General features: G+C 73.8%; 18 protein-coding genes and 1 pseudogene. 7 read left to right on the top strand and 12 right to left on the bottom strand.

Translation table 11 applies throughout. The features are described 5' to 3' along the window. Positions 1–26: 26 nt before the first annotated feature. From AB0898_RS10820 to AB0898_RS10810, 3 genes are all read right to left on the bottom strand, one after another. Positions 27–1,322, bottom strand: coding sequence for an arsenic transporter (locus AB0898_RS10820; protein WP_366802537.1), 1,296 nt, complete (start codon positions 1,320–1,322; stop codon positions 27–29). A 53-nt stretch (positions 1,323–1,375) separates the two neighbouring features. Then, positions 1,376–2,101: a DUF4232 domain-containing protein gene (locus AB0898_RS10815; protein ID WP_366802536.1), complete on the bottom strand. Its 726-nt coding sequence runs from the start codon at positions 2,099–2,101 to the stop codon at positions 1,376–1,378. Positions 2,102–2,291: 190 nt separating this feature from the next. Then, on the bottom strand, positions 2,292–3,674 hold the full coding sequence (locus AB0898_RS10810; protein ID WP_366802535.1) for a serine/threonine-protein kinase: 1,383 nt from the start codon (positions 3,672–3,674) through the stop codon (positions 2,292–2,294). A gap of 44 nt (positions 3,675–3,718) precedes the next feature. Between AB0898_RS10810 and AB0898_RS10805 the strand changes: the two genes are divergently transcribed. Further along, positions 3,719–4,291 (top strand): sigma-70 family RNA polymerase sigma factor, encoded by a 573-nt coding sequence (locus AB0898_RS10805; protein WP_366802534.1) that lies wholly within the window; start codon positions 3,719–3,721, stop codon positions 4,289–4,291. Between the two features lie 15 nt (positions 4,292–4,306). Here AB0898_RS10805 and AB0898_RS10800 read toward each other — a convergent pair whose 3' ends face one another. Both AB0898_RS10800 and AB0898_RS10795 read right to left on the bottom strand, forming a co-directional pair. Beyond that, complete coding sequence (locus AB0898_RS10800; protein ID WP_366802533.1) at positions 4,307–6,715, bottom strand: SpoIIE family protein phosphatase; 2,409 nt, start codon at positions 6,713–6,715, stop codon at positions 4,307–4,309. Between the two features lie 108 nt (positions 6,716–6,823). Continuing rightward, positions 6,824–8,437 (bottom strand): multicopper oxidase family protein, encoded by a 1,614-nt coding sequence (locus AB0898_RS10795; RefSeq protein ID WP_366802532.1) that lies wholly within the window; start codon positions 8,435–8,437, stop codon positions 6,824–6,826. Between the two features lie 151 nt (positions 8,438–8,588). Here AB0898_RS10795 and AB0898_RS10790 point away from each other — a divergent pair. The 3 genes and pseudogenes from AB0898_RS10790 to AB0898_RS10780 form a co-directional block, all read left to right on the top strand. Beyond that, positions 8,589–8,813: pseudogene (locus AB0898_RS10790) on the top strand (hypothetical protein); the annotation flags it as partial. Between the two features lie 138 nt (positions 8,814–8,951). Next, positions 8,952–9,332, top strand: a complete 381-nt coding sequence (locus AB0898_RS10785; RefSeq protein ID WP_366802531.1) for a toxin Doc — start codon at positions 8,952–8,954, stop codon at positions 9,330–9,332. A 447-nt stretch (positions 9,333–9,779) separates the two neighbouring features. Next, positions 9,780–11,435, top strand: coding sequence for an RICIN domain-containing protein (locus AB0898_RS10780; RefSeq protein ID WP_366802530.1), 1,656 nt, complete (start codon positions 9,780–9,782; stop codon positions 11,433–11,435). 121 nt (positions 11,436–11,556) lie between these two features. On the opposite strand, the gene AB0898_RS10775 is transcribed toward AB0898_RS10780, so the two are convergent. Beyond that, a complete protein-coding gene (locus AB0898_RS10775; protein ID WP_366802528.1) occupies positions 11,557–12,714 on the bottom strand; it encodes a lactate 2-monooxygenase in 1,158 nt (385 codons plus the stop codon). 87 nt (positions 12,715–12,801) lie between these two features. Here AB0898_RS10775 and AB0898_RS10770 point away from each other — a divergent pair, with 87 nt between their 5' ends. Continuing rightward, positions 12,802–12,924 carry a hypothetical protein gene (locus tag AB0898_RS10770; protein ID WP_366802527.1) on the top strand — a complete coding sequence of 41 codons (123 nt, stop codon included), beginning with the start codon at positions 12,802–12,804 and terminating at the stop codon, positions 12,922–12,924. On the opposite strand, the gene AB0898_RS10765 is transcribed toward AB0898_RS10770, so the two are convergent. Continuing rightward, the gene (locus AB0898_RS10765; RefSeq protein ID WP_366802526.1) at positions 12,911–13,588 is read right to left on the bottom strand and encodes a cyclase family protein; all 678 of its coding nucleotides are present in this window, start codon (positions 13,586–13,588) and stop codon (positions 12,911–12,913) included. The genes AB0898_RS10770 and AB0898_RS10765 overlap by 14 nt on opposite strands. After that, positions 13,585–15,177: a cytosine permease gene (locus AB0898_RS10760; protein ID WP_366802525.1), complete on the bottom strand. Its 1,593-nt coding sequence runs from the start codon at positions 15,175–15,177 to the stop codon at positions 13,585–13,587. The genes AB0898_RS10765 and AB0898_RS10760 overlap by 4 nt, the downstream gene beginning before the upstream one ends. 484 nt (positions 15,178–15,661) lie before the next feature. Between AB0898_RS10760 and AB0898_RS10755 the strand changes: the two genes are divergently transcribed. Beyond that, the gene (locus AB0898_RS10755) at positions 15,662–16,084 is read left to right on the top strand and encodes a subtilase-type protease inhibitor (protein WP_366802524.1); all 423 of its coding nucleotides are present in this window, start codon (positions 15,662–15,664) and stop codon (positions 16,082–16,084) included. A gap of 214 nt (positions 16,085–16,298) precedes the next feature. Here AB0898_RS10755 and AB0898_RS10750 read toward each other — a convergent pair whose 3' ends face one another. The 4 genes from AB0898_RS10750 to AB0898_RS10735 all read right to left on the bottom strand — a co-directional run bounded on the left by AB0898_RS10750 (position 16,299) and on the right by AB0898_RS10735 (position 22,505). Continuing rightward, complete coding sequence (locus AB0898_RS10750) at positions 16,299–19,115, bottom strand: NHLP bacteriocin export ABC transporter permease/ATPase subunit (RefSeq protein WP_366802523.1); 2,817 nt, start codon at positions 19,113–19,115, stop codon at positions 16,299–16,301. Position 19,116: 1 nt separating this feature from the next. After that, on the bottom strand, positions 19,117–21,354 hold the full coding sequence (locus AB0898_RS10745; RefSeq protein ID WP_366802522.1) for an NHLP family bacteriocin export ABC transporter peptidase/permease/ATPase subunit: 2,238 nt from the start codon (positions 21,352–21,354) through the stop codon (positions 19,117–19,119). Further along, on the bottom strand, positions 21,351–22,157 hold the full coding sequence (locus AB0898_RS10740) for an HlyD family efflux transporter periplasmic adaptor subunit (protein ID WP_366802521.1): 807 nt from the start codon (positions 22,155–22,157) through the stop codon (positions 21,351–21,353). Before AB0898_RS10740 ends, AB0898_RS10745 begins: the two co-directional genes overlap by 4 nt. Positions 22,158–22,289: 132 nt before the next feature. After that, complete coding sequence (locus AB0898_RS10735) at positions 22,290–22,505, bottom strand: type A2 lantipeptide (protein ID WP_161181995.1); 216 nt, start codon at positions 22,503–22,505, stop codon at positions 22,290–22,292. A 685-nt stretch (positions 22,506–23,190) separates the two neighbouring features. Here AB0898_RS10735 and AB0898_RS10730 point away from each other — a divergent pair. Next, positions 23,191–24,597, top strand: coding sequence for a S1 family peptidase (locus tag AB0898_RS10730; protein ID WP_366802709.1), 1,407 nt, complete (start codon positions 23,191–23,193; stop codon positions 24,595–24,597). The last annotated feature ends 7 nt before the right edge of the window (positions 24,598–24,604 follow it).

Here is a 24,604-nt window from a genome sequence, read left to right as displayed (position 1 = left end):
GGCCGCTCCCACGGACCGCCGAGGCTTCAGAACAGGTGCAGCGCCCCCCACAGTGCCACCACCGACACGGCCAGCGCCGAGGGCACGGCGATCAGACCGAGCCGGGTGAACTCCCCGAGGTTCACCCCGTGGTCGTGCTGGTGCACGATCCGCCGCCACAGCAGGGTGGCGAGCGAACCGGCGTAGGTGAGGTTCGGACCGATGTTCACCCCCAGCAGCACCGCGAGCACCGCGCCCGCGCCCGCCGGGGCCGCCAGCGGCAGCAGGACGAGCACGGCGGGCAGATTGTTGATCAGGTTCGCCAGGACGGCGGCCAGCGCGGCCGTGCCCAGCAGGGCGAGCAGACCCGTGCCGCCGGGCAGCACGTGCTTGAGCGCGTCCGCGAGCCCGTTGTCCACCACCGCGCGCACCACCACGCCGAGCGCGAGCACGAACAACAGGAAGGAGGGCGCCGCCGCCCGCACGACCGTCATCGGGGTCGCCTGGCGCCGCAGCAGCGCCCGGCCCGCCAGCACCAGCGCGCCCGCCGCCGCGACCCACGCCGGGTCCACCCCGAACCCCGACGCCACCACGAACCCGGCCAGCGTGCAGCCCACCGTCACCAGCGCGAACAGCGGCAGCGGCGGCTCCTCGCCCCTCTCCCCGGCACCCGGCGCCGACACCGCCAGATCCCCGGCGAAGAACCGCCGGAACACCACGTACTCCACCGCGATCGCGGCCAGCCACGGCAGCACCATCAGCGCCGCGAACCGGGTGAAGCTCAGCCCGCTCGCCGCGAAGGCCAGCAGGTTCGTCAGATTGGACACCGGCAGCAGCAGCGAGGCGGTGTTGGACAGATGCGTACAGGCGTACACCTGCGGTTTCGGCCGTACGCCGGTCCGCGCGGCCGTCGCGAACACCACCGGGGTCAGCAGCACGATCGTCGCGTCCAGGCTGAGCACGGCCGTGATGACCGACGCCAGCGCGAACACCGCCGTGAGCAGCCGCACCGGGCGCCCCCGCGACCAGCGCGCCATCCACGCCCCGCACGCCCGGAACAGCCCCTCCACGTCGCAGAAGTGGGCGAGCACCAGCACCGCCGCGAGGAACCCGACGACCGGGCCGAGCCGGGCCACCTCCTCGCGGGCGTCTTCCAGCGGGATGACACCGGTGGCGATCGCCAGCCCGGCGGCGGGCACCGCGAGGACGGCCTCCGAGCGGCCGAAGGGCCGTACGACCGCCCAGGCGAGCACCGCCACGAGCAGGACGGCGGACAGGGCCTCGGCGAGCGGGGTGTTCAGGGCGTTCCTCCGGGTCGGACGGGGTCGTCGGTGCCCGCCCATGAAAACAGATCACGGGCGGGACACCGCGCGTCCGTGCGGCCGGGCCCGGCCGGTCAGGGCTGGGTGCCCGGCTGGAACACGCTCAGGAAGACGGAGGAGGAGTTGCCGCCCACCGGCACCTCCCCGGCCGTCCACGCCACCTTCAGCGAGTCCCGCTCGTCCGGCGGGGTGACCACCAGCGCGGCCGGGCGCGCCTTGTCGGCGCCGCTGATCTCCGGGTTGGAGAAGGTCAGCCCCGCCCAGGCGCTCGCCCCCGGCCGCAGCGTGACCGTCACCGCCGAACCGGCCGAGCGCTTCGGGTCCGGGCCGAGCTGCCGGCCCGAGGCGTCCACGAAGGCCGCGCCCGGATAGCCGTGCACCGTGCAGGTGCGGGAGGACGTGTTGGTGAGCACGACGGGGAAGTTCTCCTGCCCGGCCCCCGGGTCGTTGCGGCCGACCGAGGCGCGCAGCTCGGAGGTGTGGCAGCGGGAGCTCGCGGCGGGCCTGGCGCCCGGCTTCGTCGCGTCGCCCTTCGTGCCGCCGTCGTCCTTCGTGCCCTCACCGCGCTGGGAGGCGTGGGCCGAGGCGGACGCGCTGTCCGAGGCGGTGGCCGTCGCCGCCGACGCGGGCGGGGAGACGCCCGGTGACCGCTCGGTCGCGGGCGCGGCCGTACCCGGCTCGGTCCTGACCGGTTCGGCACGGACGCCCTGGCCGCCGCCGCAGGCGGTCAGCAGACCCAGGACGGCGGCCGAGCCCGCGATGAGGGCCCCGCGCCGCGCGGAGAAGGATGAGTTCGCCATGTCGCTCGACACTCCTGGTAGTCGCGGCACGCGCCGTACGCGTGCCTCGGGCGCCGGGTGCGCCGTCACCACACTCCGATGCGCGGACCGGGGGAAAAGTTCGGAGCGCGCGAAGAATATTTTCCCGCCCCCGGTGCTTTCGTGCCTCGTGAGCGCCTTCACGCCCCGCCGGCGCCTTCGTGCCCCCCCCTCAGCCGACCCGCAGCGAGCCGAGCACGCCGTTCACCGCGTCCGCGTCACCCCGGACGCGCACCTGGACGTACACCTGCGGCTCGTCCGAGCCGTCCGCCGGGCGCAGCGCCGACTCGGTGACCGAGCCGCCGCCCGGGCAGTCGCCCCAGGTGCGCACCGTGCCGCGCCAGCCGCCCCCGGTGAACGCCTTGCCGCCGCTGTCCCGGCAGCCCGCGTGGGTGAGCGCGGCCACCCGCTTCGTCACGTCCCCGTGTTCCGTCACGCCGGCGAAGACGCCGTCCACCGGCGCGGCCAGGTCCGGCCAGCGCGCCAGGTCGCCCGCCACGACCAGCCCGGGCTCCTGCCCCGAGGGCAGTCCGAGCGCCGCCGGGTTCCAGCCCGAGTCACGGACCTCGCGCGCCCACGCGGCGGGCACCTCGACGCTGATCCGGCCCGAGGCGTCCCGCACCCGGACCGGTCCGGCGGCCCCGGCGGCGGGCCGGTGCAGCACCAGGGCCGTCGCCCCGGCGGCCACCCCCAGCGCCACCGCCCCGGCCACGACGGCGTACCCGGTGCGCACCCGGCGGGGCCACCGCCGGCGCCCCCGGCCGCCGCCCTCCGCCAGCCGCTCCAGCTCGTCCGCGAACGCCGCCGCGTCCGGCCAGCGCCGCTCCCGGTCCGGCTCCAGGGCCCGCAGCAGCGCCCGCTCCACGTCCGCGCCGAGCCCCGGGCGCAGCCGCCCCGGCGGCACCACGCGGCCCGGCGGGCCCGGCACGGTGCCGGTGACCAGCTGGTAGCCCACCGCGCCCAGGCTGTAGACGTCGGCGCGCGCGTCGATGCCCGCGCCCGGCTCGGCCTGCTCGGGCGGCTGGTAGCCCGCCGAACCCGCCGCCAGGGTGAGTACGGACGCCTGCGCGAGGCTCTTGGCCAGGCCCAGGTCCGCGAGGAGCAGCCGGCGCTCGCCGTCCGGGGCGGTGTGCAGCAGCACGTTGGTCGGCTTGATGTCGCGGTGCACGATCCCCGCCTCGTGCAGCGCGGCCGCCCCGCGCGCGGCCTCGGCGGTCAGCCGCAGCGCCTCCGGGACCGGCGGCGGACCGTCGTCGAGCAGATCGGCGAGCGTGCCGCCGTCGGCGTACTCCATGACGAAGTACGGCCTGCCGTCCGGGAGTTCACCGATGTCGTAGACCTGGACCAGACGGCTGGAGGAGGCCCGGCGCAGCAGTTTCGCCTCGGACAGGAACCGCTCACGCACATCGAGCCGGTGCGCCCAGTTGTCGGCGAGCACCTTGACCGCGACCGGTGCGTCCAGCTCGTCGTCGTGGGCGAGCCACACCGTGGCGAAGGCGCCGGTGCCCAGGACCCGTTCCATGCGGTGACGGCCGATCCGCTCCGGGGGATGCATACGACTATCATGCCTGGCCTGAGATCGACTTCGAGGGGGCAGCGGTGGGGGACGAGCCGACGGCCGCCGCGGCGGACGAGCCCACGGCCGAGGGCCTCGCCCGGCTGGCCGCCACCGGCGACACGGCCGCGCTCGACCGGCTCCTGGCCGAGCTGCGCCCGGAGGTGGTGCGCCGCTGCGGGCGGTTCCTGCCGTGCCGGGAGGACGCCGAGGAGGCCGCGCAGGACGTGCTGCTCCAGGTGGCCCGGCACATCACCGGCTTCGAGGGCCGCAGCCGCTTCAGCACCTGGCTCTACACGGTCGTCGCCAACTGCTGCCGCCAGAAGTACCGCGAGCTGCGCCGCCGCGCCGCCGAACGGCCCGCCCCGTCCATGCGCCCCGAACCCGTCGACCCCCGCACCACCAGCGTCATCGCGGGCTCCCGGGTCGACCTCCTGGAGGCGCTCGACCGGCTGGAGCGCGAGTATCCGCACCTGGTCGCGCCGCTGGTCTACCGCGACATCTGCCATCTGGACTACGCCGAGGCCGCCGAACGCGCCGGCATCCCGCTCGGCACCCTCAAGTCCCGCCTGCACGAGGCCCGCAAGCGGGTACGGCCCTGGCTCAGCGGCTACTGAGCGGCTGCCGGGCGGTCACCCGCCGTCCCCCTCCAGGGTCAGTTCCGCCCAGATGGTCTTGCCCTCGGCGGTGTGCCTGCTGCCCCACCGCTGGGTGAGCTGGGCGACCAGGAGCAGCCCCCGGCCGCCCTCGTCGAAGGTCTTGGCCCGCCTCAGGTGCGGGGCGGTGTGGCTGGCGTCCGACACCTCGCAGATCAGCCGGTCCGCGTCATGGATGAGCCGTAGCCGCACGGGCTGCGAGCCGTAGCGGATCGCGTTGGTGACCAGCTCGCTCACCACCAGCTCCACCGTGAACGCCGCCTCGGTCAGCGACCAGCGCTCCAGCTGCTCCCCGACCTCCCTGCGCACCGGTGCCACCAGCGCCGGGTCGTCCGGCACGTCCCAGGCGGCCACCTGGCCCGCGGGCAGGGCGTGGGTGCGGGCCAGCAGCAGCGCCACGTCGTCCGCCGCGTCCCCGCGCGGCAGCAGGGCGTCCAGGACCCGGTCGCAGGTGGCGTCCAGCGCGTGGCCGCAGCGCTCGCCCGGGCGCCGCGTCTCGTCGCCGAGCACCTCGAACAGCAGCTGTCTGCCCCGGTCCCCGGCGCGGTCCCGGGAGGCCACCAGACCGTCGGTGTACAGGGCGATCACCGTGCCCTCGGGCAGCTCCACCTCCGCCGACTCGAAGGGCAGCCCGCCCAGGCCCAGCGGGGTGCCGGAGGGCAGGTCGAGTTCGCGGGGCGGCTTTCCGGGCTCCAGGACCACGGGTGGGGGGTGTCCCGCGCGGGCCAGCGAACAGCGCCGGGACACCGGGTCGTAGACCGCGTAGAGGCAGGTCGCGCCCACCTCGCCGCCGCCGTCGCCGGACTCCTCGTAGAGCCGGACCACCAGGTCGTTCAGATGGGTGAGCAGTTCCTCCGGGGCCAGGTCGAGGTCGGCCAGGGTGCGCACGGCGGTGCGGAGCCTGCCCATCGCCGCCGACGCCTGCACCCCGTGGCCCACCACGTCCCCGACGACCATGGCGACCCGGGTCCCGGACAGCGGGATCACGTCGAACCAGTCGCCGCCCACCCCGGCCCGGGCCGCCGGGAGATAGCGGGAGGTGGCCTCCAGGGCGGCCGTCGGCGGCAGCCGCCGGGGCAGCAGGCTGCGCTGGAGGGCCAGGGCGGTGTCGCGCTCGCGGGAGTAGCGGCGGGCGTTGTCGAGGCAGACGGCGGCGCGCGCGGTGATCTCCTCGGCCAGCAGCACGTCGTCCGCCGTGAACGGATCGCGGCGCCGGTGCCGGGCCAGCACCACGACCCCGAGGGTGGTGCCCCGGGCGTGGACCGGCACCGCCATCGAGCAGTGGATGCCGAACTCGCGCACCCGCTCGCCCCGCTCCGCGCTCCAGGCCAGCCATTTGTCCAGGTCGCCCGCGGCCACCGCGGCGGTCACGGTACGGCCGCTCAGCAGCGCGGCCGCCTGCGGGGAGAACTCGGGGTACACCTCGCTCGCGCCCGGCTCGGCCACCGCCTCCGGCTCCCCTTCGAGGACGGAGCGGTGGGCGGCCCGGCGCAGCGGTACGGGCGCCACCACCCGGTACGGGGGCCCGCCGCCGGGTCCGGCCGCGTCCAGCAGGTCGACGGTGACGAAGTCCGCGAGCTCGGGCACGCACACGTCCGCCAGTTCCTGCGCGGTGCGGGTCACGTCCAGGGAGGTGCCGATGGCGATGCTCGCCTCGTTCACCAGGCGCAGCCGCTGCTGGGCCCGGTGGGCCTCGGTGACGTCGTGCGCGGCGACCACGACGCCCCGCACCTGCCCGTCCGCGTCGGTGACCGGCGCCATCCGGGCGAGCCAGACCCTGCCCGCCCCACCGTCCGCGTCGCGGGCGAAGACGCGCAGGTCCACGGGCCGGCCGGTGGTGAGCACCCGGAGCATGTCCCGCTCCAGGTCCTCGGCCTGGGGCAGGCCGCCCATCTCGGTGATCCGCAGCCCGCGCACCCGGTCCTCGGACAGTCCGGTGATCCGGGCCATGGCGTCGTTCGCGCGGCGCAGCCGCAGCCGCTCGTCGTACACGGCGACGGCGCACGGGGACTGGAGCAGGGCCGCCTCGGACAGCGGGTCACCGGCCGCCGGCGGGGTGGTGCCGGCGGGCGGGGCGAGGACGAGCCAGTCGCCGCCGCGGTCGCCGTCGCCCCGGCGGTGGCGGGCGAGCAGCCGGACCGGGACCGTACGGCCGTCCCGGTGGCGCAGGTCGAGCGTGCCGTCCCAGTGACCGCCCGAGGGGAGCGGCGCGGTGCCGCCGTCGTCGTCGCTCGCGAGCAGGAGGGCGGCCGGGCGGCCCAGGACGGCGTCGGCCGGGTGGCCGAGCAGACGCCGGGCGCCCTCGTTCCACTCCAGCAGTGTTCCGTCGTCGGCGATCACGGCCCGGGCCGTCGCCGCCTCGTCGAACGGATAGCCCCGGCTCATCGTCGCCACTCCCAAGCGCGTGCGCGCAGAGTCGACAGGCGCACCTCCGTCACCCAGCCTAGGGCCTGTCGTCCGATTCCCGCCTGCGGGACGATGCGCGCGCCCCGCTCAGGTGCGGTAGCCGAGGATCGTCATCATGCCGCTCTCCGAGTGGTACTGGTTGTGGCAGTGCAGCATCCACAAACCCGGGTTGTCGGCGTCGAAGTCGAAGACCAGCTTGCGGTGGGGCAGCACGATCGCCGTGTCCTTGCGGGCGCCGTTCGCGTCGAGGCCGGTCATCGCGAAGGTGTGGCCGTGCAGATGCATGGGGTGCCACATGTCGGTGGCGTTGATGAGGGTGACGCGGACCCGCTCCCCGGCCTTCACGGGGTGGCGCTGGCGCACGTCGTACGGCTTGTGGTCGAAGCTCCAGTCGTACTTGCCCATGCTGCCCGTCGCCCTGATCCGGAACTGGCGGTCGGGCTCGCGCTCGGGCAGGGCCGCCGAGTCGGCGGGGCGCAGCCGGTTGGCGAGGACGATGTTGCCGTCCAGCTCGTCGGGGTGCACATCGGGGAGAGGAACGGTTCTGCTCTTGTCGGTGCGCAGCACCGCGATCGCCTGTCCGTTCTTGCCCTCGGCCTTCGCCACGAGCGGGAAGACCCCGTCCTTGGCGGTGACCAGCACGTCGTAGCGCTCGGCCATGCCCACCAGCAGCGCGTCGGTGTCGCAGTGCTGCACCGGATAGCCGTCGGTGTGCGTGACCGTCATGGTGTGCCCGCCGAGCGCGACCCGGAAGGCGGTCTCGGAGCCCGCGTTGATGATGCGCAGCCGGATGCGCTCGCCGGGACGGCAGCGGAAGCTGGTCGGCTCGCCCGGGCGGCGGCCGTTGACGAGGTAGACGGGGAAGTCGACGCTGCCGCCCATGCTGTGCAGCAGACGGCTGTAGGAGTGGTGCAGCCTGCGGTCGGGGCCGTTGTCCACATGCGTGGCGGTGGGGTGGGCCGACGGATGCTGCGGGCCCATCCCCATGTCCATGCTCATGCTGTCGAGCAGGGACGAGTCCGGGATCAGCTGGCGGAGCACCTTGTCGGGGGTGGAGCCGTTCACCCCGTCGAGCCAGTCGTCCAGGATGACGATCCACTCCTGGTCGTAGGAGAGCGGCTCGCGCGGGTCGTCGATGATGAGCGGCGCGTACAGCGCGCGGTCCGGCTGCATCCCGACGTGCGAATGGATGAAGTACGTCCCCGGTTCGGCGGCGGTGAAGCGGTAGGTGAAGTCGGTGCCGGACGCCACGGCCCGCTGGGTCAGCCCCGGCACGCCGTCCATGTCGCAGCGCAGCCGGATGCCGTGGAAATGCAGGGTGGAGAACTCCGGCAGCCGGTTGGCGAAGGTGATGCTCAGCACGTCACCCGCGGTGGCGCGCACCAGCGGCCCGGGGAGCTGGTCGTGGTAGGCCCAGGTCCGTACACTGCGGCCGCCGAGGTCCAGCGTGGTCTCCCGGGCGGTCAGCCCGACCATGCGCACGCGCCCCGAGCCGCGCCTGCGCTCGGCGGCCCGGACCTCCGGGCCCGACGGGTCGACATATCCCTCGGGTCCCACGGGGACGAAGGCCTTGCCGGCCGCCGACGCGCCGCTCGGCCCCGGCCGCGGGCCGGGGCCGGAGTCCGTGCAGGCAGCCAGGAGACCCGCGCCGGCGGCAGCGAACGGGGCTCGGAGCAGGGTACGCCGCGAAGGTGTATGCATAAAGGAAATAAGACACTTTTTGTGCTGATATGTGATGGATCTGCGGCGGCGCGTCCGCTGGTGTCGGGCCACCACCGTCCGCGGTACCGGCGGAAAAGGGCCTTCAACTGGCGGAATTTACGGGTAAGTACCCGGGCTGTACCGTGAGGCCATGCCAGCTCTGAATGTGGAGTTCAGCGAACGCGAACTGGCCGACCTGCGCGAGATCGCCAAGGAGCGCGGTACGTCGATGAAGGCCCTCGTGCGCGAGGCCGCCGCCGCGGACATCGCCCGGCACCGGGCACTGCGGGAGGGCGCGGAGACGTTCCGCGGCTTCTTCGCCGCCCACGCGGGGGAGTTCGCGGCGGCCTTCCCGGACGACGAACCGGCCGTACGAAGCGCCCGCGCACCCGCGCCCGGCCCCGCCCCTGCTCCCGGCCCCGCCCCTTCCGCCGCCCCCGCTTCCGCCGCCCCCGGGCCCGCCCCTGCTTCCGCGCCCGCGCCCGCTTCCGCCGACGGCGAGGCCGCCTGAGCGATGCCGTCGTCCGTCATCCACATCGACGTCCCCTGGCTGCTGCGGCGCTACGAGGAGGTGCTCCCCGGCGCGGCGGCGGTCGGGGACCTCTCCGTGCTGGTCGCCGCCGTGGCCCGGCACCGGGTCGAACCCCCGGGGCCCGGGGTGGAGGCCGACGCCGCGTGGCGCGCGGCCGCCCTGCTGCACACCCTCGCCGTGCTCCGGCCGCTGCCCTCGGCCAACGCCCGCTTCGCGTGCGCCACCGCCGTCGCCTATCTGGCCGTCAGCGGTGTGCGCGTCGAACCGCCGCCCGGCGCCCTCACCGGGCTCGTACGCGAGCTGCGCTCCGGGACGGCCGACGTCCACGGCGCGGCCGGCCGGCTCCGTTCCTGGCAGATCTGACACCGCCCGGCGGACGGGGGAAGCCGTCGTGACCGCCGGCCGGGCGGTGGGAACGGACCGGCCGGCCGGCCCCGTACGCGGAACCGCCGTTCCGCCGGGGCCTCCCGGGAAGGACCGGGAACCAGTCCACACCGCCGCCCCGCCCCACGACAGCGTGCGCGGCGGGGCGATGGGTGCGCGTGTTTCACACGGGGCGCGAGAGAACACACCCGCGCGGGGTTTCGAAGACTTCCTTTCAAAACCGGTGATGTGGGACGGGCGCCTTGTTGCTTGTGCAGAAGTTGTGCGAGGGTTGACACACCCGCGCGGGGGGTAAGGTCCGGGACCGCTTCGGCAGTTGAGGAACCGGAGTGGGGACGACGCCGGTGACTTCCCGCTCCCGTGCGCACCCCGGAGGTCCGCTCTCCCGGCTCCCACGCACCGCACGCGCCAAAGGAAACCGCCCAAGTGACCACCCCCCGCCCTCCCCGGCCCCCGTATCCGCACGGCGGCGACCCGGGTGAGTCCGACGAGTCGCTCGCCGCGCCCCTGCGCGCCGGTTCCGACGCGGAGGCGTCCCGCTCCGCCGCCCTGCTGATGGCCCGTCACTGGCAGCCCGCCACCGACTACGCGGTCATCTGCCTGGCGACCTCGGGCCCCGTCGCCCACATGGTCACCGCGGCCGCCTTCCACCAGGTGCTCGACCGGCTCCGCTTCGGCGAGCCCGCCGTGGCCCTGCGCCCCCGGCTGCTGCTCACCGTCCGCGACACCATCGTGGAATGGGCCGCCGCCGATCAGATCACCGCCGCGCTGCCCGGGCTCGGCAAGCCGGCGGGCGGACGCGGGATGCGCGCGGCCAAGTCGCTGACGCCCGAGAACCGCGCCCTGGCCGAGCGCTCCTTCCACGCCCTGGCCCCGCTGGAGCAGGCCCTGCTGTGGCACACCGCCGTCGAGGCGGAGCCGGTCGGCGTCCCGGCCGTACTCCTCGGACTCGACGGGGCGAGCGCCGCCGCCGCGCTGGAACAGGCCCGGGAACGGTTCCGCGAGGGCTGCGTCCGCGCCCACCGCGAACTGGCGCCCAGCGCCGAGTGCCGCCACTACAACCGCCTCTTCGAGGTGCCGATCCGCCGGGGCGGCGACCTGCTGCCCGACGTGCGCAGGCACCTGGCCGCCTGCACCTACTGCCGGCACGCCGCCGAACAGCTCGGCCAGATCGACACGGCGCTCGGCGCCCTGCTCGCCGAGGCCGTCCTCGGCTGGGGCGCGCGCCGCTACCTCGACTCCCGCCCCGGCCGCTCCGGCGCCGGGGCCGAGCCCGGTACCTCCCGCCGCCCGGGCGGCCGCAGGCGCGGCGGCGGCAGACGCGGGGCCGCGGCCGGGGCCGGCGAGGGAACGGGCCGCCGCCGGGGGAGCGAGGGTCCGCTCGCCCGCGTCGCCGGGGCCTGGTCGGCCAAGGTGGTGCTCACCGGCGTCGGCGTCGCCTCCGCCGGACTCCTCGTGACCGTGTTCGCCGCCGGTGCGTGGCCGGGTGGTCGCGACGGCGCCTCCCAGGTCGCCTCCACCGGTGCCAAGCCCGCCGCCGACCCCCGCTCCGCGCAGCCGTCCGGCGCCGCGTCACCGTCCGAGCCCGCAGCGACGCCCACCGCCGTCGCGGTCCCCACGGCCGGGCACCCCTTCCGGCTGCGCAACGTCGGCGCCGATCTCTGCCTGAGCGTCAAGGGCGAGCCCCGGGACGGCGCCGCGACCACGCTGGCGCTCTGCTCCGGCGACGACATCCAGCGCTGGACCTACGACGCCGACGGGCTGCTGCACAGCGCCGCCGACCCCCAGCTGTGCCTGGACTCGCACGCCGACCCCGGTGTCGTCATCCTCGGCACCTGCGCCGACGCCGGCACGGACCGCGCGGACGACGTGCGCTACGACCTCACGGTGCGGGGCGATCTGCTGCCCCGCTGGGACCGGACCCTGGCCCTCGCGGCGGCGGACACCCGGCCCGGCTCCGACATCGTGGCCGCCTTCCGGGACCGCTCGGCGGGCCAGCGCTGGCTGGCGGACACGCCGTCGGCGAGTCCCGACTCGCTCTCCATATCAGGGGTTTCGGAGCCGCCGCGCCAGGGGGCGTAGTGTCTGCGGCGCTTGGGCGGGGGAACACGGGGGGTCTCGCCGTTGGCGGGTGCCGGTTCGGTTGGGCTGGTCGCGCGGTTCCCCGCGCCCCTGGGGGGTGCCGTGCCCTCGGCTTCTCGGCTCAGGTCAGCGAGTCCGGGGACAGCGTCGCCACGGAGGCGTGGCCGGAGAGGGCCAGCGTGAGGTCCAGTTCTGCCAGCAGGCAGCGGATCACGTGGTCCACGCCTGCCTGGCCGTCCAGGCCGAGGCCGTAGGCGTAGGGGCGGCCGAGGAGTACCGTACGGGCGCCGAGGGCGAGTGCCTTGAACACGTCGTCGCCGGTGCGGATGCCGCTGTCGAACAGTACGGTGAGGCGGTCGCCGACGGCATCGGCGATGCGGGGCAGCGCGTCGGCGGCCGCGAGGGAACCGGCCACCTGGCGGCCGCCGTGGTTGGAGACCACCACCCCGTCCATTCCGGCGTCGGCGGCGAGCCGGGCGTCGTCCGTGTGCAGGATGCCCTTCAGCACGATCGGGCCGTCCCAGTGCTCCCGCAGGAACTCCAGGTCCGGCCAGGTGTGTCCGGCGTCCCCGAACAGCCCGAGAAAGCGGAGCACGGCCGCGTCGGGGTCCTCGTGCACCGGCTTGGCGAGTCCTGCCTGGAACGCCGGGTCGGTGAAGTAGTTGGCGGTGCCGACGCCGTGCAGGAACGGCAGGTAGGCCCGGTCCAGGTCGCGGGGGCGCCAGGACAGCAGCGGGGTGTCCAGGGTGACCACGAGGACCGCGTACCCGGACGCCTTCGCGCGGGCGAGGAAACTGGCCGTCACCTCCCGGTCGCTGCCCCAGTACAGCTGGAACCAGCGCTCGGCGTCCCCCATCGCCTCCGCGACCTCCTCCATCGGCGTGCTCGACGCCGAGGAGAGGATGTACGGCACGCCCCGCGCGGCGGCGGCACGGGCGGCACCGGACTCCGCCTCCGGGTGCATGATCGACAGCACCCCGACGGGAGCGAGGGCCAGCGGCGCGGGCAGCGTACGCCCCAACACCTCGACGGACAGGTCCCGTTCGCGTACGTCCCGCAGCATCCGGGGCACGATCCGCAGCCGCTCCAGCGCGTCCCGGTTGGCCCGCGCCGTGCTCCCGTCCCCGGCGCTCCCCGCGACGTACCCCACGGGCCCGGGGCCGAGCCGGTGCTCGGCCAGCTCCTCCAGCCGGGTCAGATCGGTGGGCAGCCGGGGCACGGCACCGCTCATCCCGTTCAAGTAGATCTCGTACTGGAAATCCGCCCACTGCCCGGCCATGATCCGGCCCCCTCCACTCCGTCACGGACATCCGGCCCCGAGGGGACCGGCGTCGATCCTAGGCGGGCGGGAGTCCCACGTCAGGAGGTGCGACGGGCCTTCGACCCCACCGGCCTCCACCCGTGGCTGTCCTGTCTCCTGATCGCCCTCGGCTGGCTCCTCGCGACCACGGTGGCCGCCGGGATCACCCGCGCCCTCAGCCGCCCGTAGCGCCCGCCCGGTCCGTCCACCGCGCCACCGCCCGCACCGGCGCTCCGTCCGCCCCCGGCAGATGGAGCGGGAAGAGGAAGACCTCGGCGTCGGGTACGCCCACCAGCCGGTCCAGGTGTGTCAGGTTCTCGGCGATCACCCCGCCCGCGCCGCACAGGACGCGGTGGGCGGGGAGAGCCGGGTCGGATGCGGGGCCGCTCGGGTCCACGCTGAGGGCGTCCGCCGCCACCGTGCGGACGCCGGCCGACACGACGGCCTCGGCGGCGGCCGGGGTCAGGAAGGGATGGTCCGCGTAGGTGGCCGTGCCCCAGTGGGCCGACCAGCCCGTGGCCAGGAGGAGGACCGTGCCCGGAGCCGACGCCCCCAGGGCCGGCGCCAGCAGCTCCGGGGTGACGGGGGAGCGGGGCGCAAGGCCGCGTACGTCGGCCACCACCGCGCGGCCCGCGAAGCGGGACAGCGGGAGCTCGTCCAGCCGGGGCCAGGCGTCGTCGATGTGGTACGGCGCGTCCACATGGGTGCCGGACTGCGAACCCAGGTGCAGGGAAAGGACGTTGACGCCGTCGGCGGGGGCGCGCAGCGCGGGGGAGACCGTGACCTCCGGGTCACCGGGATACACGGGCATCCCGGTGACCACGGGGACCGAGAGGTCCAGCCACTCGGTCATCGGGTGGGTTCCGTCGCGGCCGGCTCGCTCACCAGGGCCGGGCCGTCGCCGCCCGTGATCGGCGGGACCGGGGTGTCCGCCGTACGGGCCAGCCGCGGGCCCTCGGGGCCGTAGACCGCGCGGGGCTCCGGGAACAGCCACAGCAGCGCCAGGAAGAGCAGCGCGGCGACCGCCAGGGACAGCGGCAGGCTGATGTCCACCCCGCCCGCCAAGTCGCCCAGTGGGCCCACGAATTGGCCCGGGATGTCGGTGAACAGCACACCCAGCACCGCCGAGACCCACCAGGCGGTCATCCCGCGCCAGTTCCAGCCGTGCGCGAACCAGTAACGGCCGCCGCGCTGACGGCGGTTGAAGACCTGGAGGGCGTCGGGGTCGTACCAGCCGCGCCGGGTCCAGAAGCCGAGCATCATCACGACCATCCACGGCGTGGTGCAGGTGATGATCATTGTGGCGAAGGTGGAGATGGACTGTACGAGGTCCAGGCCGAAGCGGCCGATGAAGATGAACGCGATGGACAGGGCGCCGACCAGCAGCGTTGCCCGGACCCGGGACAGCCTCGGGAAGACGGAGGAGAAGTCCAGGCCCGTGCCGTAGAGCGAGGTGGTGCCGGTCGACATGCCGCCGATCAGAGCGAGAAGGCACACCGGCAGGAAGAACCAGCTCGGGGAGATCGCCAGCAGCCCGCCCACGAAGTCCGGCGCCTTCGGGTCCACGTACTCCGGCGCCTTCGTCGCGATGATGCTCGCCGTCGCCAGGCCGAACACGAAGGGCAGCAGCGTGGCGAGTTGGGAGAGGAAGGCGGCGCCGATCACCTTGCGGTGCGGGGTGGACGCGGGGATGTAGCGCGACCAGTCGCCGAGGAACGCGCCGAACGACACCGGGTTGGACAGCACGATCAGGGCCGCGCCGATGAACGACGGCCAGAACATCGACCGGGTCGCCGCGTCCGCGTGGGCCGTGAAGACACCGGCGTACGACGGGTCGAAGTCACCGGCGAAGGCGATCGCGCCGAGCAGGAACAGCACGGTCGCCGACATCACCGCGATCTTGTTGACGAAGAGCATGAACCGGAAGCCGTACACGCACACCGCGAGAACGAGCCCCGCGAACAGCGCGTACGCCACGACGTACGACAGCGTGCCGCGCTCCAGGCCGAACAGCCGGTGCGCGCCGCCCACCAGGGCGTCGCCCGAGCTCCACACCGAGATGGAGAAGAAGGCGATCGCGGTGAGCAGGGAGAGGAAGGATCCGACGATCCGGCCGTGCACACCGAGGTGCGCGGAGGACGCCACCGCGTTGTTGGTGCCGTTCACCGGGCCGAACACGGCCATCGGACACAGGATCAGCGCGCCCACGACCACGCCGAGGACGGTCGCGGCGAGGCCCTGCCGGAAGGAGAGCCCGAACAGGATCGGGAACGCGCCGAGGACACAGGTGGAGAAGGTGTTCGCGCCGCCGAAGGCGACCCGGAAGAGGTCGAGCGCGGTCGCGGTGCGCTCGGAGTCGGGGATGCGTTCGACGCCGTAGGGCTCGACCTCGGTGAGGGCGGGCGGCGGCGTGGCCGGGGATTCGGCGGGCTGTGAGGTCAACGGGGGCTCCTGCGCCGCGTGATGGCGGATGTCCGGGTCGGGATCTGCCGACGGTACGGCGGGGCGGCGGAAACGGACCAGGTGCTGTTTCATCCATCTTCCGGGCCCCACGATGGACGGTTCGGCCATCGGGCCGCGCCCGGAACGCACCCGAAACCCGGGCGAACGCGAGGAAGCGTGAAGGTGTCACGAACGGGACGTGAAGGGGGCCCGGGCGGCCACGGCCGGAATGTTTCAGGCCGATTGCGCAGGCGGTGGTTTTCGGCCATCGAGTCGTCAAGTCAGATCAAGAACCGTGGGGTTGAGCGGCCGACGTGTTCGATTTCCGTGACTTCTCGCCACTGATTCAACACGCAAGGTTACTGAAAGTCATGGGTGGGATGTGTGTTCCGGCGGCGGACTCGGCAGAGTGGCGGCCGCCGCCCCGGCACCCGAACGGAACCGGGCCGGCACCCCCGTCTGTTCGAGCGGAAGGATGCACACGATGCGGAACACCGCGCGCTGGACCGCGGCGCTGGGACTCACCGCCGCCGCCGTCTGCGGCCCCCTGACCGGGGCTGCCGCAGCCGCCCCGGCCTCGCTGTACGCGCCCTCGGCGCTGGTGCTCACCACCGGGCACGGCGACAGCGCCGCCACCCTCGCCCCCGAGCGCGCCGTCACCCTCAGCTGCGCCCCGACGGCGTCCGGCACCCACCCGGACCCCGTCCGGGCCTGTGCCGAACTGCGCGGACTCCAGGGCGACTTCACCGCCCTGAAGGCTCGCGACGACGTGTGGTGCACCCGGCTCTACGACCCGGTCACCGTCACCGTCCAGGGGGTGTGGCAGGGCCAACGCGTCTCCTACGAGCGCACGTTCGGCAATTCGTGCGCGAAGGACGCTCTCGACAGCAGCGTCTTCGCGTTCTAGACCGGGATCGCGCGGACTCCAGGACGCCGGATCGGGCTCGTGACTGGGGAGTGCGGCCCCTGGCCGGAGCGACCGTGATCCCGTGGCCGGAGCAGGCGGACGGTGTGGGGCCGTCCGCCGGTCTCCGGAAGCACAACCGTGTCCCGGCCAGGGCCCGTGGGGGGCCCTGGCCGGGACACGGCGTTTTCTTGCGCCTTGCGCGGCACCCCGGCTCCTAGGCCAGCTGCCTGCGCACCAGTTCGTGCAGCCGCCCCCCGGTGTCCGCGAGGAGTTCGGCGGGCGGGCCCTGCTGGACGACCTTGCCGTCCTCCATCACCACCACCCGGTCCGCGTCCATGACGGTGGACAGGCGGTGGGCGATGACGATCCGGGTGGCGTTCAGCTTGCGGGTGCTCTCCATGACCGTGCGCTGGGTCTCGTTGTCCAGCGCGCTGGTCGCCTCGTCGAAGAACAGCACCCGGGGCCGGCGGATCAGCGCCTGGGCGATCATCAGCCGCTGGCGCTGGCCGCCGGAGACCGCGCCGCTTCCGGCGACGATCGTGTGCAGCCCCATCGGCATCCGCTGGATGTCCTCGGCGAGCCCGGCGAGTTCGGCCGCCGCCATCGCCTCCTCCGGGGTGTACGGCTCGGCGCCGCAGATGACGTCCAGGATCGAGCCGTTGAACGGCTGCGCGTGCTGGAGCACCACCCCGCACTGGCGCCGCACCGCCGACCGGTCGAGGGCGGCGAGGTCCTGCCCGTCGTAGAGCACGCTGCCGGAGACCGGCTTGTCGAAGCCGATGAGCAGGCGCAGCAGCGTGGACTTGCCGCAGCCGCTCGGGCCCACCACCGCGACGAACTCGCCCGGGCGCACCGCGAAGGACACGTCGTCCAGGACCAGCGGGCCGTCGTCGGCGTACCGGAAGGACAGCCGCCGTGCCTCCAGCGCGCCGGTGAGCGCACCGGGCCGGGTGCTGGCCGAGCGCACCTCGGGGGTGGCGTCCAGCACCGGGCGGATCTCCTCGAACAGCGGCAGCGCCGCGACCGCCGAGACGAACGCGCCGGTCAGCTGGGTCACCGAGGTCAGCACCATCGTCACCGAGGTGCTGAAGGTGAGGAACGCCGCCGCCGACATCGCGCCCTTCGCCGGACCCGCGAGCAGCATGAACATCACCAGGGTGCACACGGGCAGATAGACCGCGCCCAGCACCGAGCTGAGGTTCTTGATCCGGCCGACCTTCTGCTGGAGCTCCCGGCTGCGTGCGAACTCCCGTGCCCAGGCGGCGTAGGCGTAGTTCTCCGCCGCCGCGACCCGCAGCTTGGGCAGACCGCGCAGGGTCTGGAACGCCTGGTTGTTCAGCTTGTTGCCGAGTGTCACCAGACGCCGCTGCCAGCGCACCTGCCACAGCCCGAGCCCCAGGAACACCGCGCCGATCACGATCAGCAGCCCGATCGCCGCGAGCGCCATCGGCACGCTGTACCAGAGGAGCAGCCCGACGTTCATCGCACCGACCGTGACCGACTGGGCAACTACCGGTCCCACGCCCGCCAGTAGCCGCCGGATCGCGCTGACACCCATGGCGGCGCTGGCCAGTTCACCGGTCGAGCGGCTCGCGAAGAACCGGGTGGGCAGTCTCAACAGCCGGTCCCACACGGCCGGTTGCAGCGCCGCCTCGATACGGCCCTCCAGGCGCAGGATCGTCAGGTTCTCCAGCAGCGTGAACGCCGCCGAGACGATCCCGCTGAGCATCACCGCGAGACACACCTGCGCGATCAGGTTCTCCCGCGCCTGCGGCACGTACTCGCCGAGCACCTTGCCCGTGGCCACCGGCACCAGCGCGCCGATCGCCACCGTCACCAGCCCGGCCAGCATCAGGTTCGCCAGGTCGCCGCGCGTGCCGCGCAGACTGAAGCGGAGCAGGCCGAGCGGGCCGAGGCGCCGTTCGGGCAGCGGACGGTAGAACATCACCGCGCGCGGCTCGAACTCCTCCGCGTTCGCCTTCTCCACCGGCGTCTCGCGCCCGGTCGCGGGCTGGACGGCGACATAGCCGCCGCGCCGCCACAGCAGCGCCACCGGCGCCCCGGACAGCGCCCGGTGACCCACCAACGGGCCCACGTTCTCCCGCCACCAGTGGCCGTCGAGCCGGACCGCGCGGGTGCGCACCCGGGAGGCGAGCGCGACACGCTCCACCGGGTCCAGGCGCTCGCTCTCGGTGCCGCTGTGCGCGGGCTCGGCCAGGGCGATCCCGGCCGCCTCCGCGACCAGCCGGCAGGCCGCGTATCCGGCGTCCGCGTCGGCGGCCGTGGTCCGGCGGGCCGAGCGCTTGCCGATGGAGGCGAGCAACGTCCGGTCGGCCTCGGCGCGCACCGCCTCACCGGCCTTGATCCCGGCCGCCGTCCGCGTCTCGTGGCGGCGCTCCAGCTGCTCGATCCACCGGTCGAGCGCGGTCAGCAGCCGGTACTGCTGGTCCACCAGGGTCTGCCACAGCGCCGGGTCCATCAGCAGATCGGCGGCGGCCTCCGCGCCGTACACCGAGCCGTACTGCACGCTGCCCGGCGGCACCTGGGTCCAGAACACGTCGTCGTCCGAGGGCGCGGTGGAGCGGTCCTCGGCGAGCGGGGCCTGGAACAGCACGGCGAGGCCGCGTCCGACGCCGAGTGCGAGGGCGTACTCCAGGGGGCTGGTGGCGGGGGGTACGTACTGCGGGTTGCCGTACTCGTCGTAGGACCAGGTCTCGGTCCGCGCGCTCTGGTACAGCTCGCGCAGGTTCACCCGGTGCACCACGCAGTCCCGCACCGGGCGGGCGACCAGGGTGTGCTGGGGTCCGGCGACCGGGCCGAGCAGCAGGGCGCCCGCCTCCAGGCGGCCGAGGTGGTGCCAGTGGCCCTGCTGGGCGGCGTCCACCGCGAACAGGTCGAGCGCGCCGGACGCCACCAGCCACAGCACCTGCGGCCCTTCGAGGTCCAGCCGGCCGAAGCCCGCGCAGTCCACCCGGGTGCCGAGCGCGCCGAGGGCGCCGAGGACCAGGTCCCCTTCGTGCGTCTGCGTCATCTCATCGCTCCCTGACCAGCGCCGCGTAGGCGCCGCCGCGTGCCACCAGCTCCTCGTGGCGGCCGCGTTCGACCACCGTGCCGTGCTGGAGGACCACGATCTCGTCGCTGTCGCGGACCGTGCTCAGCCGGTGCGCGATCACCACACAGGCACAGCCGCGCCGGCGCAGGTTGTCCATCACGGTCAGTTCCGTCTCCGCGTCGAGCGCGCTGGTCACCTCGTCCAGGACGAGGATGCTCGGGCGGCGCACCAGCGCCCGCGCGATCTCCAGGCGTTGACGCTGGCCGCCGGAGAAGTTCCGGCCGTCCTGCTCGACCCGGCTGTGGATGCCGCCGGGCCTGCGCATGACCACGTCGTACAGCGCCGCGTCCCGCAGCGCCTCCACCACGGCCTCGTCCGGGATCGAGCGGTCCCACAGCGCCACGTTGTCGCGCACCGAGCCCTCGAAGAGGAACACGTCCTGGTCCACGAAGGAGACCGAGGAGGCGAGCGCGCCGCGCGGAATGTCCTCAAGCCGCGTGTCGTCGATCCGGATCACACCGTCCCACGGCGAGTACAGCCCCGAGATCAGCCGGGACACCGTCGACTTGCCGCTGCCCGAGCCGCCGACCAGCGCCACCTGCTGACCCGGCCCCACCGTCAGGTCGAAGCCGGTGAGCAGCGGCTTGTCGAGCGGGCTGTAGCCGAAGGTCACGTTCTCCAGCTCGACGTGCCCGCGCAGCCGGCGCGTGGACTCGCCCGCGCCGCCCGGGCGGTCGTAGAGCGGGTCGGCCTGGAAGTTCTCCACGTCCTTCAGCCGGGCCACGTCGGCCGCGAAGTCCTGGATGCGGCCCGCCACGCCGTTCAGCCGGGTGAGCGGGGCGGTGAAGCGGGCCACCAGCGCCTGGAAGGCGACCAGCAGCCCCACCGAGATGTGCCCCTCGATCGCCCGGACACCGCCGATCCACAGGATGAGCGCGCTGTTGAGCGTGGCCAGCGTCGGCGCCACCACCCCGAGCCACGCGCTCGGCACCCCGAGCTTCTGCTGCTCCTCCAGCGTCGCCGCGTGCTGCCCGGCCCACTTGCGGAAGTAGCCGTCCTCGCCGCCGGTCGCCTTCATCGTCTCGATCAGCTGCAGGCCGGTGTACGAGGTGTTGGTGAGCCGCGCCGTGTCCGCGCGCAGCTTCGCCGTACGGGTCGCGCGCAGCCGTACGACCAGCCGCATCGCCACGATGTTCAGCAGGGCCACGCCGATGCCGACGAAGGTGAGCTGCGGGTCGTAGGTGTAGAGGAGGAGCGCGTACAGCACGACCACGATCGCGTCCACGCCCGCCGCCGCGAGGTCGCGGGCCAGGGTCTCGGCGACCTGGTCGTTGGACTGCAGGCGCTGGACCAGGTCGGCCGGGGAGCGCTGGGAGAAGAAGGTGACCGGCAGCCTGAGCAGATGGCGCAGGAAGCGGGCGCTGGAGAGGGTGGAGGAGATGATCCGGCCGTGCAGCAGGTTGGCCTGCTGGAGCCAGGTCAGCACCAGGGTCAGCGCGATGCAGGTGCCCATCGAGGCGAACAGCGTGCCGAGCAGCGAGGTCCGGCCGCCGATGAGGAACATGTCGATGTACGTGCGGCTCAGCGCGGGCACGGCCGCGCCGACCGCGACCAGCAGCAGGCTCGCGAGGACGGCGGCGGGCAGGGTGCCCGCGGTGCCGCGCAGCCGGGCGGGCATGGCGCCGAGCACGCCCGGCTTGCGGCCGCCCTTGGCGAAGTCCTCGCCGGGTTCGAGGACGAGCACCACACCGGTGAAGCTGCCGTCGAACTCCTCCATGGGCACGAAACGGCGGCCCTTGGCGGGGTCGTTGATGTACACCCCGCGCCGGCCGAAGCGGCGGCCCATGCCGTCGTAGACGACGTAGTGGTTGAACTCCCAGAACAGCACGGCCGGTGCGCGCACCTCGGCGAGGGCGGCCAGGTCCATCTGCATGCCCTTGGCGGTCAGCCCGTAACTACGCGCCGCCTTGAGGAGGTTGCTCGCGCGCGAGCCGTCGCGGGAGACACCGCACGCGATGCGCAGCTCCTCCAGCGGGACATGGCGGCCGTAGTGGCCGAGCACCATCGCGAGGGAGGCGGCGCCGCACTCGACGGCCTCCATCTGGAGCACGGTGGGCGTACGGACCGTGCCGCCACGGCCCTTGGGGACCGGGCGGCGTGGCGGGGCCGCTCGTCTGCGGCTACGGGTGTCGGGGTCCTGCCCCGTCTGTACGGTCACGGGAGCAGCCAATCGAGGGGGCGCTGGTCGGCCAGATGGACCGAACCGGTGGCCAGGGTCATGGAGTCGAGCCGGAAGGGCGGTCCGTCGGCGGAGGACCAGCGGTAACCGCTCTTCGCCGAGGCCGACTTCTCCAGTTTCACGGTCACGGCGACCGGGCGGCCCGCGCGGGTGAACTGCCGGCCGAGCTGGGTGTCGCCGAGGAACGCGGCGATCGACTGGGCCGACTGGGCGGTGCGGTCCACCGACTTCACCCGGCCGCGCAGCACGCCGTAGCGGTCGGCGGGCACGGAGGAGACGGTCAGGTCCACCTCCGCGTGCGCCGGGACGGCGGCGGCGTTCTCGGCGGGCACGTACACCGTCGCGTAGAGCGGGTCGCCGGCGTGGGCCACCTTCTCCACCGCGGCCACGTTCGCGCCGGTCCGGATGATCTGTCCGATGGTCGCCGCGAGCGCGGTGATCCGTCCGGACGCGACCGTGCGGATGAGCGCATCGCCTTGCGCGGTACGGACCTTGAGGACGGGCGCGTTCGCGGGAAGCTGTTCGCCCTGCTTCGCGAGCACGGCCGTCACCTGGCCGGCGACGGGGCTCTGCAGGAGGTAACTGCCCTGCGCGTGCGTGAGGATGGCCGGGGCGGTGACCGTGGAGGTGACCGAACCGGTGACGGCCCACACGGAGGCGGCCGCCATCACGACGACGGTGACACCCAGCGCGAGCCAGCCCTGCGGGCGCGCGAGGCGCACCGGGAGGTCGAGTTCCTCCGGTGACTGGAGCTTGGCGAGGGCCTGTTGGCGGAACTGCACGGAACTTCCCTCACCCGAGGAGAGACGACGGCACGGAGACTGCGGCGGGGTCCTGCGCGGAAACCGCCGGGGAACGCCCGAGAGTCCCGGAGCCGGCGGACGGCTCCGGGACTTCGGTGAAACCGGGTGCGGTCAGAGACCGGCGACCAGGTTGGTGACCGGCTGGGTGTTCAGGCCGGTGACGCCCTCGACGGTGCCGATGGCGGTGTCCACCACGCCGGAGACCGGGACGATGCCGTTGACGGCGCCGGTCACGGTGTTGAGGGCGTTCACGGACAGGCCGCCGGAGACGTTGTCCAGCTCGGCGTCCGAGATCTCGACAGTCTCGACCTGGGGGGTGGAGTTCATGGTGGAACTTCCCTTCATATGGATATCTCACAAGGGGGGAGAGCGGCCCCCTCTGGGGGACAGATGGACCGCCGCGTCCGCAGGGGCACCCGGGGGGCCACCGTCTCCGGCAGCCCCCGAGCGGTCCCCGCGGTGCGATGGATCAAAGCACGCACGCCACGCCCGCTTCCACCCGAACAAGCCCCTCACCAGGCGTTTCTGTCGGTAATGGGGGGCGATGGTGCAGGCGTGCGCACCGGGTCGTGGCCACTCCTTCACAGGCCGGGCGCGCGTCGCACACCCCCTCGTGCGTTCCTCCGGCGGCGAATCCGGCACTCCTCTCCAAAGGCGCGTCGCGGGAGCGCGCGGATGTGCAGATCCGGCCTCTCCGGTGACCCGCTTGGGCAGTCGGTGTGCAGATTCCCTGAAGCAACGATTCCGGTACACGTGAGGGACGGACCGTCACCTGACGGGGCCCCAGCGTGACGATCCGGACCCGCCGGCCGTGCGGTACGGCCCCACCGCCGGTGCAGACACCCCCTGTGCGATGGCCGATTCGCTTTGCTTCCAAGGAAGTTGGCGAACGGAGTTGAACGCTGCGCGCGCCCCGCCCGTACTGGTGGCCGTCCGGGCGCCCCCGATCCGACTGCCCTAGCGGCAGACCCCCGTCCCCCACTGGAGGTCGAGAAGGTTGAGTCACAAGCGAATGCCCAAGCGCAAGGCCGCGATAGCGGCGGGCGGTGTCGTGGCGCTCGGAGCCGCGGCCCTCCTGCTGCCCAACGCCATGGCGTCCCAGGACAAGGACGCGACCGCCGCCGCAGGCACCGCCAAGACGCTGAAGGCCACCGACGCCTCCACGCTCAGTGCCCAGCTCCAGAAGCAGCTCGGCACCGCGTTCGCCGGTGCGTACTACGAGAACGGCAAGCAGCAGCTCGTCGTCAACGTGGCCCGGGGCGACCAGAACGCCATGGCGCGCGCCCAGCAGGCCGGTGCCGCCGTCCGCGAGGTCGACAACAGCACCTCCGAACTCAAGGCCGCCGCGCAGACGCTGAGGACCAAGGCCACCATCCCGGGCACCGCCTGGGCGGTGGACCCGCGCACCAACAAGGTGATCGTCAGCGCCGACAGCACGGTCACCGGCGCCAAGTGGGACCGCCTGGAGTCCACCGTGGACGGCCTCGGCGCGAACATGGCCACCCTCAGAAAGTCCTCGGGCACCTTCAAGACCTTCGTCTCCGGCGGCGACGCGATCTTCTCCCAGGTCGAGGGCGGCAATGTGCGCTGCTCGCTCGGCTTCAACGTCACCGCCTCCGACGGCAGCCCCGCCTTCCTGACGGCCGGTCACTGCGGAGTCGCGGCCAAGGAGTGGTCCGACTCGCAGACCGGTCAGCCCATTGCCACGGTGGACCAGGCGAACTTCCCCGGCGCCGGCGACTTCTCACTCGTGAAGTACGACGACCCGGCGACCGAGGCCCCCAGCGAGGTCAACGCGGGCAACGGCCAGACGGTCCAGATCACCCAGGCCGAGGACGCCACCGTCGGCTCCACCGTCTTCCGCATGGGCTCCACCACCGGGCTGCACAACGGCCAGGTGACCGGCCTGGACGCCACGGTCAACTTCCAGAGTGAGACCGACCCGAACGGCGTGGACACCGTCACCGGTCTCATCCAGACCAACGTCTGCGCCGAGCCCGGCGACTCCGGCGGCTCCCTGTTCACCCAGGACGGCGGCGCGGTCGGCCTGACCTCCGGCGGCAGCGGCGACTGCACCAGCGGCGGCGAGACCTTCTTCCAGCCGGTCACCACCGCCCTCGCGGCCACCGGCGCCACCCTCGGCGACGGCGGCCAGGCGGGCGCGGGCGACCAGGGCACCGGCGACGACCAGGCCGGTGCCGGCGACGAAGCGGGCGCCGGTGACCAGGCGGGTGCCGGTGACGAGGCCGGTGCCGGTGACCAGGCCGGCGGCGACGAGGTCGGCGGCTCCGCGGACCCGTCCGCCGCGGCGGGCGACCAGGCGGGCGCCGGTGACCAGGCCGCCGACGACCAGGGCGCGGCCCAGGACGACACCGCCCGGCACCACAAGTCGCGTCACCACCACAGCGGCGGCAACTGAGCCGACG

Origin of the sequence: Streptomyces sp. NPDC005435 (assembly GCF_040703155.1) — a bacterium.
GTDB lineage: Bacteria > Actinomycetota > Actinomycetes > Streptomycetales > Streptomycetaceae > Streptomyces.
The sequence above is the reverse complement of the archived record's forward strand: the minus strand, read 5'-3'. Positions and strand labels throughout refer to the sequence as shown.